Source organism: Novosphingobium sp. FG90 (assembly GCF_057808725.1).
Window position 1 is genome coordinate 1 of sequence record NZ_JBMDIO010000061.1, and the last position, 11,596, is coordinate 11,596.

Below are 11,596 nucleotides of genomic sequence, written 5' to 3' on the forward strand. Positions count from 1 at the left end.
CCGCAGCGGGACTATCCCGCCGCTAGCGTGGCCGAATATTGCTCCGCCGTTCTCAGAAAGCCGACATCGCGGGCAGTTTTGAGCGTGAGCTGGATGCACGCCGCTGGAGAATACACAGCGTTGGGCAGAAAGTTGATTGAAAGCCTGGCGCCGGAGTCAAGGATTCCGGCCTCGACCGCCCCCTTGATCGCTGCGACCCTGCATTGCTGGTCGAATGCGTACCTATTCTCGGGTGTCACCCTGGACAGCACTTCAGCCGCACCCTCGCCGTTGCTGCCGCGGACCAACGCTTCAAAAGCGAAAGGATCGCCAGTTTCGCAATCGACTATCGGTTGAAAAGCCATCGCAAGATCAAAATTCTCGCCGTCGGATCTACAGCCCTGACATCCTCTTTGCATACTGCCGTCTCCTGCCCGCTTCGCAAAGGTAAAAGAGGAAGAATAATAATGCCTTAATCTCAACGTCGACGAGACGATGCCTGTACCTCTTGAGCGTATCGGGAAAGAAATCTTCAGCCAGCACGTAGCTCCATGTTTCGGGATCCTGGCGCCGGAAGCAGTGCGGCGCGACGATCCCAGCCGGTCGCTCAATCGCAAGGTCGCCCGGGAGGAGGAAATGGGTTTACTCGTCATCCCACAACCGCGCACAATCCGTTCCATATGTGATCGGCCCAATAGTGTTTCCGGACACGGCGCGGCGTCGATGTCTGGCAGAGCGACGCGCTTGCAAGTGCCCAACGCAGTAGGCCGATATTACTGACGCAGATTCAGCGGAACGCCGTGATTTGCGGCGTGTCGGCGTTCTGCCTACAGCTTGGAAGTCCGTGCGCGCTGACCAATGAGGTCTTCCATCCCTTTATGTCGAGGCGAGCACTGTGTCTGAGACGATGTTCCCGCTCTGGCGCGGTGAAATGAGCGCGGCCAGATCAAAGCCCTGTGCAGTCGCGCTCGACAGATAATCGTCGCGCACCTTCGCCGACAGACGAGGCGTACGCGCAAGCAGCCACAGGTTGGCGCGATCCGGCGTTCCGACCAGAGCGACGGTATAGTCCGGCGAGATCCTCATCACCCAGTAGTCACCCTTGGCGAAAGGAAGCCAGCGCAGATATTGTGGCAGGAAGCTGACCTTCAGCCTTGCATTTCCTGCGTCAACAGGAAAAGCCTGTCCGATTGCCTGATCGGGTTCGCCCTTCTTGTCGATGCAGCGGTTGTCGACCCTGATCGATCCGTCCGGGTTAAGCGAATACGTGGCCGTGATGTCGCTCGCCTGTGCATCTTCCCATTTGAGCGGCAGGCGGCAAATCTCGAACCAGGTGCCAAGGTACCGGTTCAGATCCAGGTTAGGAACGGTCTTGATTTCGTGCGGGTCGGTGGTCATCCGGGTCTCCATGGACGGAAGAACCGAGGCGATTGGCACCGGTTCCTGTCTCTCGCCTTACCGGTTCAGGGTTTCACTGTGACAATGGTAAAGCGCCGCTTCATCAACGATCCTTACCAATTCGAAATATGCAAAGTGGATGGTGCACCGGCCTGGCACAGTCGGGTGACCCGAATGCAAGGCCCGCCCCCGAACTACCGCCCTGATCGCGTGGGCGGGCCTTGTTGCCTGATTGAAGGCAATTTTGCGCAGATCAACCCGCGATCAAGCGCGGGGCTTACGCTGCGCCACCTGTCTTTTTGCGGTTGTCTGGCGTTTCGTAGCAGGAAGATGTCGATCTCGCCCTCATAGAATACTGCGATCCTTGCCCTTGCTGTTCCGACAGTCGGTATCGACGCATTTCTCGAGTTGAGGTTCGGATCATGGCTTCGAGCACACTGATTGCGCATCGCTGATGCCGCACAGATCGGCAGCTGGCGCCCTTTTCAGCCGCCGGAGATGCAATCCAAATCTTGGAACCGGAACAACGACCTTACAGAGATTTGGCCTCCAACGCGTTCCAGCGGCACACGTCCCAAAGCGGATATTAAAGTTTTGCCTATTCGCCTCGGCTGCACCTAACTTCGCTTCGGCTCCCAAAGCTCGATTTTGGTGCCGTCTGGATCTTGTATCCAGGCGAACCGACCGAAAGCGTCATCATCATAGCGCTTCAAAATCGGAACGCCGTGAGCGGTAAGTCTCGCGACGATAGCGTCCATGTCGTCCACAGCGAAGTTGATCATAAACTCTCGCTTTGACGGTGCCATGTAGTCACTGGATTCCGGGAGCGGCGTCCAGGAGACCTTTGGAGGATGGCCCGGCGCATCGAACGCCAATGCAGCTCCGCCCCAAGACTGGACATCAAGACCAAGAACTTCTCGATACCAGTTTATGAGCGCCTGCGGGTCATTACTCTTGATGAAAACGCCGCCGACGCCGGTGACGTGACCTGCTTGTTCTGCCATAGCATGTCCCTGACAAGTGAGAGCAAGCGTGACCGCCATCCCGAAATGTGCAAGCTGCTTGACCATGACGATTCCCCAGTAATGCTCCAAGATGGCTGGACATCGAGTCGAGGTACAGGCCAGATTGTTAGTAGGACTTTCGCGAATACGAGGCGATCTGCAACCGCCGCTTACCACCCATCCACGCCATTGAGCCCGCAATTCTGCCCCCGGTGCTCCCCGACCGCAATTCGATCGAATATCGAGCGGGCCGCGCCTAATCGAGGAATGCGCGCATGATGCGTGACCGGCTCGGGTGCTTGAGTTTGCGCAGCGCCTTCGCTTCGATCTGGCGGATACGTTCGCGGGTCACCGAGAACTGCTGGCCGACTTCCTCAAGCGTATGATCGGTGGGCATGCCGATGCCGAAGCGCATGCGCAGCACGCGCTCCTCGCGCGGCGTGAGCGAGGCCAGCGTGCGAGTGATCATTTCCTTAAGGTTGTTTTGGATCGCCGCGTCCACCGGGATGACGGCGTTCTCGTCCTGGATGAAGTTGCCGAGACTGCTGTCTTCCTCGTCGCCGATCGGCGTTTCGAGTGAGATCGGCTCCTTGGCGATCTTCAGCACCCGCTTCACCTTCTCGAGCGGCATCGAGAGTTTCTCGGCCATTTCCTCCGGCGTGGGCTCGCGGCCCTGATCGTGGAGGAACTGGCGGCTGGTGCGAACCAGCTTGTTGATCGTCTCGATCATGTGGACCGGGATGCGGATCGTACGGGCCTGATCCGCGATCGAGCGCGTGATCGCCTGCCTGATCCACCAGGTCGCATACGTCGAGAACTTGTAGCCGCGGCGGTACTGGAACTTGTCGACCGCCTTCATCAGGCCAATGTTGCCCTCCTGGATGAGATCCAGGAACTGCAGGCCGCGGTTGGTGTACTTCTTGGCGATCGAGATCACCAGACGCAGGTTCGCTTCGACCATCTCCTTCTTGGCGATGCGCGCCTCGCGCTCGGCCTTCTGGACCATGTTGACGATGCGGCGGAACTCGGGAAGCGCCATGCCGGTGGCGGCGGCGATGTCGGACACTTCGACGCGGATGCGCTCGGCAGGTTCAGCCTCGTTTTCCGCGAAGGCGGCCCACTTCTTGTCCTTCTTGGCCACTTCGGCGACCCAGGCGTCGTCCAGTTCCCGGCCCGTGTAAGCTTCGAGGAAGTCGGCGCGCTTCACCTTGTGACGCTCGGCCAGACGCAGCATCTGGCCGCCCAGCGTCGTCAGGCGGCGGTTGAAGGAGTACAGGTTGTCGACCAGAAGTTCGATCTTGGTCGCATGGAACTGCACCGATTCCACCTGCGCGGTGAGGTCTTCGCGCAGTTGCAGGTACTGCTCTTCCTTCGTGGTCGGGAAATCGATGCTCAGCGCCAGCGCTTCGAGACGATCGCTCTGCAGGCGCTCGAAGGTGCGGAACAGTTCGGTGATGAGCGCGAATTTCTCCAGCGCTTCTGGCGTCAGCGCGGCTTCCATCTGGCCGAGGGAGAGGGTGTTGTCCTCTTCATCCTCCTCGACCCTGCGCTTGGGTATCGGGTTGCCTTCCTCGTCGACTTCTTCCGAGTTGTCCTCGCCGGAATCGTCATCGTCCTTGAAGGTCGGACCGGCGGTGGCAGCGGAAATCTCGCCGTCGCCCTCACCGTCCTCGCCCAGGTTTTCCGGCTGCGGCTCCTTGGAGAGCATCGCGTCGAGATCGAGGATCTCGCGAAGCTGCATCTCGCCATTGTTGAGCGCTTCGGACCAACCGATGATCGCGTGGAAGGTCATGGGGCTTTCGCACAGCCCCATGATCATCATGTCGCGGCCGGCTTCGATGCGCTTGGCGATGGCGGCCTCGCCCTCGCGGCTGAGCATCTCGGCCGCGCCCATTTCCTGCAGGTACATGCGCACCGGGTCGTCGGACCGCGCGGCCGTGTCGGCCTTGCGGCCTTCACCAACGCGGCGCCGGGCATTGCCCTCGTCGGACTCCGAATCCGGATCGGTATCGTCGTCGCTGCCATCGACGGCGTCTACGCCATCATTCTCGCTCTCATCCTCGTCGTTATCGTCGTTGTCGATGATCTTGACGCCCATTTCCGAGATCGCGGCCATGATGTCCTCGATCTGATCGGTGGTCATCTGGTCCTGCGGCAGAGCGGCATTCAGTTCCTTGACCGTGATGACACCCTGACTTTTGGCACGGGCGATGAACCGCCCGACCGAGCCCTTGTTTAGGTCAAGAAGAGGAAAGTCGCTGTCGCCGCGGCACTGGTCGTTGGTCATGTAATCCGCTGTCGTCTCTTTGGTTTTTTCATGGCAATGATGGGGCCATGGCCGGTGCAGGTTCTAAGGTCATCACGCGGCAATGAACGGCTGCCGGTCTGCGAATCAAGTAATGTGGCCGATCATCAGTTCCGGAAGAAAGCCGATGCTCGCAGCAGATTATGTGGTGCGGGGCCTGCAGGATGCAAATCCATGCCCCCGCGCGCACTCTATCGAAGGCATACACGCGAAGAAGCTTGGGCTTCCGGATGCTTTCCCCGATCGCGATACGATCGAGGAAAGCCGAAGATGAGGCCATGGCCACTTGCAGCAGCCATGGCCGGATTCGTTAGCGCTGGATCAGGTTCGCGGCAGATGCCTTGCCGCGGCGGTCGATCTCGATCTCGAATTCGAGCTGGTCGCCTTCCGAAAGGCCGTGCACACCAGAGCGCTCGACGGCGCTGATGTGCACGAACACATCGGGCTGGCCGTCATCGCGTACGATGAAGCCGAAGCCCTTGGCGGCGTTGAAGAACTTGACGGTGCCGCTGGCCTTTTCGCCAGTCGACTGGCGCGGAGCCGGAGCACGCTCGCGGCGCTCGGCCACGATGACCTCGCCGACTATGGTCAGTTCGGAAGCGGAAACCTTGCCGCCTCGCTCGACCAGCTGGAACTCCAGTTGCTGTCCCTCCGCCAGCGTTTCGAGGCCGGCGGACTGCACGGCACTGATGTGAACGAATGCATCGTCGCCGCCGTCTTCAAGCTGGATGAATCCGAAACCCTTGTCGGAGTTGAAAAACTTGACCGTGCCACGCCCCTGACCAACGATCTGGCCTGGGCCGCCACGCGAACCGCCGCCACCACCAAAACCGCCGCCGCCAAAGCCACCACCGCGCGATCCACCGAAGCCGCCGCGCTGGCCGCCACCAAAACGATCACCGCCACCTCCAAACCGGTCACCGCCGCCGAATCGATCGTTTCCGCTGCCCCAGCGATCATCACCGCCGCCGAACCGGTCACGGCCATAGCCACGATTTCCCCTGTCGAATGTCACTGTCTAAACACCTTTAGCTACGCTCAAAGAAACCTGTCCTCGCGCGTGAACGTGGCACGCAAGGTCGCGCAGCCTGTCGCAAGATCCATAATAGAACAAGATAGCAGTGCAGGGCTGCGAGTCGAGCGCATCGATCCCGATACTTTCGCGCGTCATCGTGCCCTGACGCCTGCCGAAGCCCTCAGCATCGCGTGTACGATCCCTTGTCTTACTCCTTGCCTTTTTCCGGAATTTGGGTTGCCCGGGCGCATTTTTGTTTTTCACCGTCGATCCGGGAATGGCGGAAAGTCCGCACCGCTCCTTAACGGTTGCCCGTTTTGATTAAAGGACGGAAGCTCGCGCGAAAGAGAGGCGAAATCCGTTATGTGCCGAATCCCTTCGGGCTATCAATCGATCGTCACGATAGAAATATTCAAGGCGCAGGTCGTCTAACAGATGTTCGATCGCAGCGCGCTGCGGATCCGTACCACTGAGCCTGAAGTCCCAATTGCAGTGGGGATGGGTCATCCTGTCTCTCACGATGACCTTGCCAAGCGCATGACGCCACGTCTGCGAGGTGCCACCTCTTTCCCGGACAAGGCGAGCCACAGGCAAGTGTTCGAGATCGGATGCCGTCATCCCTGCCACTTAGCCCCTGTCGGCAGCTAATCAACTGGAGCTTACTACCGGACCCTGACCGCTCTAGAGCGGGCCTTGAGGACAAGCTGCAGAGTTGCAAACGTGAGCCCACACACGGGGTCCCTTCACCGCAACTGGCTATCTTTGCTGCCTCTCCGGTTGATGTGGGTATGGACGATGGCTTTATCCCGCTGCCCTTGGCAAGTGACGCACGTGCGTACACCTGGCAGTGCTTTGCGCCGACGAGGGGGGATTTTTTCCCCGCAGTCTTCACAATGTTCTAGCCCCTCGCCAACTGGCATGCGCGCACGGGCACTGCGGACGGCGTCACTCACGGTATCGTCGATCTGATCCTGCACCGCGCCATCGCGCGACCATCCTCCGGCCATATAGATTTCCAATCATCTTTCCGGCCTGACGTGGGAACCCGATGCCTGCGGTTCAATAGCGGCTACTCATTGCCATACGGGCCGCATGGAGCAGCCTCGTGCGACTGCCTCCTAGGCGAACCTCGGTAGATTCCTTTGCTGGCGCCTGCCAAGCAATGTTGTGAAGCAATGCGGAGCCTGTTGAGGCGATAGTCACCTTCCGGTCCTTGAGTGCTTAAGGTTGGAGCATTTAGGGGTTGAACGCTTCGTTATCGTCTCGACTTGTTAAAGCGGGCTGACAACGATGCGGCGACAACCAGCGCTTTAGGCGAAGTGGCGACGATATTCTCGGGATCAAACTTCAGACTTTCCGGTTGAGCATGAGGTACAGGATATACGGCCATGCGCGAAGGATCGAACCGGTGACGGAGTTGGAACGTCTGGAAACCAGAATCCGAATGGACATGGCCGAAATCGGTCAGCCTCTGGCAATACGCAGCGCTCTGAGCATCGCCCGGCGATACGCGCAACACGGATATGACGTGCCAGAGCGAGAAATCGAGGCTGCTGTTCGCCGTATAGCCCGCCCCTTACAATTCACGGTATTCTAAGCTCGTCTGTCAGACGTCGTCGACAGGGAACCATCTCCCAGGAGGCACGCCGAACCAACGCGCAATTTACACCGTGCCGACTTTCAGGCGATCTTAGTTCTACGAAGCCGCGCGACACATGAACCCTCTCGTCTACGTAGGCGGATCTCGCGGTGATCCGCCCGCGAGCCCAGGAATTCGCTGCTCGGCAGTGGCTGGCCCGCCATTGATCTCGAAACCAAGCGCGGTGATGAAGGGGGAAGCGCGTCTATCGCATATGCCCTGCTCACACCGCCCGCTGCCGGTCCTGTGGGCTGCAAGCGACAACGCGGCGCACGTGCTGACATAACGCGATGATACCACGCGCCGACAATCGCCGGAAAAGGCGCCGCTCGCCGCGTAATGAAAAAGCCTGATGAAGCGGTCGCTTCAGGATCGCTTTCATCTACATTCCCCCGAAACTCCGAGGCCGCTGCGCAATAGCAACTCTTTGCCTCACCCTCGGAGTTCCGAGTTTCCAGAACAAAGCGGCTTCGGCTATGGCAACGGCGATAACCAAGCGCGCGCCCCCTTGTCATACCGACGATTCGAAAGCGGCTTTCAAGGTCCCGATGCATGTCCTCAGTACCGATTTTTGACTTCTCGCCTGCTTCGGGTGCCCTGCTCTTCCTGCGCGGAGGCGGTGCGTGCGCGCAGCTCATCGAAAGGCAGGACTGGTCGGCCACACCGCTCGGGCCGATCGACCAATGGCCGCAGTGCCTCACCAGCGCGCTATCGCTGGTGCTGCGCTCCCGCCTTCCCATGGTTTTGATGTGGGGGCAAGGCGGCGTCATGCTCTACAACGATGCCTACTCGAATTTCGCGGGAAGCAGACATCCTGAATCGTTAGGCTCATACGTTCGCGAAAGCTGGCCGGAGGTCGCCGCGTTCAACGACACGGTGATCAAAGCGGTCCTCTCGGGCGAGACGCCGAACTATCACGATCAGGAAATGACCCTGCTGCGCAATGGGGCCCCGGAGCAGGTGTGGATGGATCTGGATTACTCCGCGGTGTGTGATGCCGAGGGTAATCCCGCAGGCGTCATCTGCATTCTTTCGGAAACGACCGAGCGGGTTGCGGCGCAGCGACGCAGCGCATTTCTGCTTGCCCTTTCGGACGACCTGCGCTCGCTCAGGACGCCGGCCGAGATCACCAGCCTCGCCGCGGCCCGTATCGGGGAACTGCTCGACGCCAGCCGCGTCTTCTATGCCGAGATAACCAGTACCGGCATGATGACGGTCGAGCGCGATTATGCGCGCAGCGTCGGCTCGATCGCGGGAGTGCATTCGCTGGCATCATTTGGTCCCGACCTCCTCGCTGCTTACCGTAACGGCGCCCCCGTGGTGGTTTACGACATCCCCGCCGATGAACGCCTGAGCGCTGCGGCCCGGGACGGCCTGTCCGCCCGGGAGGTAGGCGCCTTCATTGATGTTGTCCTGTTCGAGGAGGAGCAGTGGGTCGGCCTGCTTGCAGTCCAGAACGCCACGCCGCGCGTATGGAACGAGGCCGAGCAGATGCTCGTCCAGGAAGTCGCAGAACGGGTGAAGGCGGCGATCGAGCGGGCGCGCGCGGAGCGCGATCGGCTGTGGGATCTGTCGCAGGACATGCTTGCGCGCGCCGATTTCGCCGGAATGATGTCGGCCGTCAATCCGGCGTGGACGCGTGTTCTGGGCTGGAGCGAGAACGATCTGCTCACGCGCGGTTACGCCAGCCTCATGCATCCTGAGGACAGGCCGGGTTCGCTCGATGTGATCGGCCAGATGGCGCTCTCGCGTGAACCCGTGCGCTTCGAGAACCGCATCGCCGCGCACGACGGTGGCTGGAAAACCATCGAATGGATCGTCGCGCCCGAACCTGACGGCATCAACTTCGTGGCGGTGGGCCGTGATCTCACCGATGCCAAGGCGCGCGAAGCCGAACTGGAAACCGCGCAGGAGGCCTTGCGCCAGAGCCAGAAGATGGAGGCCATCGGGCAACTGACCGGCGGCATTGCGCACGATTTCAACAACATGCTTACCGGGATCATCGGCAGCCTCGACCTTATTCAGCGCAATATAGCGGCAGGCCGGCTCGACCGGGTCGATCGCTACATCGATGCCGGCAATGCGTCCGCTCAGCGCGCCGCCGCATTGACAGCGCGCTTGCTGGCATTCGGCAGGCGCCAGTCGCTCGACCTGCGAGTAACCGACATCAACACCCTGGTGTGCGGGATGAGCGACTTGCTTGAACGTACTCTGGGCGAGCAGACGGCGCTGGAGACCCATTTCAAGGCGGATCTGTGGCCAGCGTCCACCGATACGAATCAGCTTGAAAGCGCGCTGCTCAACTTGTGCATCAACGCCCGTGATGCGATGCCCGATGGCGGCAAGCTGATCATCGAAACCGACAATATCCATCTGGACGAGCGATACACCCGCGCCTATCCCGATCTTCAACCCGGCGAGTACGTGGTCCTGAGCGTTAGCGACACTGGCATTGGCATGTCGCCATCGATCGTCGAAAAGGTCTTTGAACCTTTTTTCACGACCAAACCGGTCGGTCAGGGTACAGGGCTCGGGCTTTCGATGATCTATGGGTTCACGCGCCAGTCCGGTGGACACGTGCGCATCTACAGCGAGCTGGGCCTTGGAACCACGGTCAAGCTGTTCGTTCCGCGAGCCCACGGCGAGACGGAAACCGTGCAACGCGGATCGCCTGAGTATCCTATGGGACTTGGCGAGACGGTGATGGTGGTCGAGGACGATCCGTCGGTGCGGCTTATCATCACCGAGGTGCTCAAGGATCTGCAATACAATGCGCTCGAGCTACCTGACGCAGCGGCCGCGATCCCTCTGCTGCAATCTGACGAGCGCATCGATCTTCTGGTTACGGACGTGGGCCTGCCCGGCATGAACGGCCGCCAGCTTGCGGAGATCGCCCGTGAGACCCGGCCCGGGCTCAACGTGCTTTTCATCACAGGCTATGCGCCCAACGCCACGACAAGATCGGGCTTTCTCGACGAGGGCATGGGCATGCTGACCAAGCCTTTCGCAGCCGACACGCTGGCTACGAAAGTCCGGGAGATGCTGATACGCGAAACATCGGTTTGACGAGGCGCAGCCGATACTGGGCGATGGGCCTTTCGAATTGCGCTTTCGCAGGCCTGATCCCATCCCCGCTCCGCAATTACGCATTACCGGTCTTCTTATGCCAAAGCCGAAAAGGGTTCTGCGGATATGGCGCAAACGCCGCGACGCGGGCGTGATTTTCCAAGGGCAATGATCGCGACCTATCCACGTACCGCATTCCCGGCCATGCTATACGATCTGACGAAGGAGCTTTTGTGCCTGCGTCAAGACGGCCGCCTGATCCTCGCTGCTCTGGCTATCCCAAGTGCGATAGGGCATTGTCAGGCGGTGATTGCCCTTGAGCCTGTCACGGTGCCGAGCGAGGAAATCCCAGTAAAGCGCATTGAAAGGGCAAGCCTTGTCGCCGACCCGCACCTGCACCGAGTATGCGCATGCACTGCAATAATCCGACATGCGGTTGATGTAGGAACCGGACGATACATAGGGCTTCGAGCCTGGCAGACCACCGTCGCCGAACTGGCTCATGCCGAGCGTATTGGGCAGTTCGACCCATTCATAGGCATCGACATAGACCTCAAGATACCATTCGTGGACATGCCGGGGATCGGCGCCGATGAGCAGCGCAAAATTGCCGATGATCATGAGCCTTTGAATTTGGTGCGCATGCCCTGTGGACAGGGTCTGCCCAATTGCCTCGCGCAGGCATCGCATGTCGGTTTCGCCAGTCCAGAACCACGCGGGCAAAGGCCCGTGGTGATTGAGGAAATTGCGTGCCACGTATCGGGGCCCCTCGCGCCAGTAAATCCCGCGCACGTATTCGCGTCATCCCAGGATTTGCCGGATGTAGCCTTCCACGGAGTTGATAGGCGCGCGGCCCGCCCGGTACTCCGCCTCGGCGCGGCGGCACAGATAAAGCGGATCGAGCAGCCCCGAATTGATGTAGGGCGAAAGTATCGAATGCCATAAAAACGGCTGGCCGATCAGCATCGCATCTTCGTAACGGCCGAAATCAGGAAGGGCGGATTCGAAAAAGTGGTCTGCCTGCCGCCGAGCATCGGCAGCGGTGACAGCGTAATCGAAATCGTCCAGCGATCCCGGATGGTCTGGGAACCGCTCCGCGACGAGGGCGAGGACTTCGCGGGTGATGGAATCCGGCTTAACAGGCTGCGGAAAAAGGCTTGGCAGAGCCCGCCATTGGCCCCGGTTTCGCC

At 60.1% G+C, this 11,596-nt stretch carries 7 protein-coding genes and 1 pseudogene; 2 read left to right on the plus strand and 6 right to left on the minus strand.

Annotated features, from left to right (window positions below):
* The coding region (locus ACODRZ_RS25725) for a hypothetical protein (RefSeq protein WP_488986287.1) at window positions 1–336 on the plus strand (336 nt) is incomplete at its 5' end.
* A gap of 519 nt (window positions 337–855) precedes the next feature.
* On the opposite strand, the gene ACODRZ_RS25730 is transcribed toward ACODRZ_RS25725, so the two are convergent.
* The 5 genes from ACODRZ_RS25730 to ACODRZ_RS25750 form a co-directional block, all read right to left on the minus strand.
* Window positions 856–1,377 (minus strand): lipocalin family protein, encoded by a 522-nt coding sequence (locus tag ACODRZ_RS25730; protein WP_232493340.1) that lies wholly within the window; start codon window positions 1,375–1,377, stop codon window positions 856–858.
* Between the two features lie 617 nt (window positions 1,378–1,994).
* On the minus strand, window positions 1,995–2,447 hold the full coding sequence (locus tag ACODRZ_RS25735) for a VOC family protein (protein WP_488973069.1): 453 nt from the start codon (window positions 2,445–2,447) through the stop codon (window positions 1,995–1,997).
* Window positions 2,448–2,637: 190 nt separating this feature from the next.
* Window positions 2,638–4,668, minus strand: coding sequence for an RNA polymerase sigma factor RpoD (gene rpoD, locus ACODRZ_RS25740; protein WP_488973070.1), 2,031 nt, complete (start codon window positions 4,666–4,668; stop codon window positions 2,638–2,640).
* Between the two features lie 328 nt (window positions 4,669–4,996).
* Entirely contained in the window at window positions 4,997–5,701 is a 705-nt protein-coding gene (locus ACODRZ_RS25745) for a cold-shock protein (RefSeq protein ID WP_103095072.1), read from the minus strand.
* Between the two features lie 743 nt (window positions 5,702–6,444).
* Window positions 6,445–6,708: a DksA/TraR family C4-type zinc finger protein gene (locus tag ACODRZ_RS25750; protein ID WP_232496407.1), complete on the minus strand. Its 264-nt coding sequence runs from the start codon at window positions 6,706–6,708 to the stop codon at window positions 6,445–6,447.
* A gap of 1,184 nt (window positions 6,709–7,892) precedes the next feature.
* Between ACODRZ_RS25750 and ACODRZ_RS25755 the strand changes: the two genes are divergently transcribed.
* Window positions 7,893–10,406, plus strand: coding sequence for a PAS domain S-box protein (locus tag ACODRZ_RS25755; protein WP_103097200.1), 2,514 nt, complete (start codon window positions 7,893–7,895; stop codon window positions 10,404–10,406).
* A 207-nt stretch (window positions 10,407–10,613) separates the two neighbouring features.
* Here the strand turns inward: ACODRZ_RS25755 and ACODRZ_RS25760 are convergent.
* A pseudogene (locus tag ACODRZ_RS25760) lies at window positions 10,614–11,596 on the minus strand (cryptochrome/photolyase family protein); the annotation flags it as partial.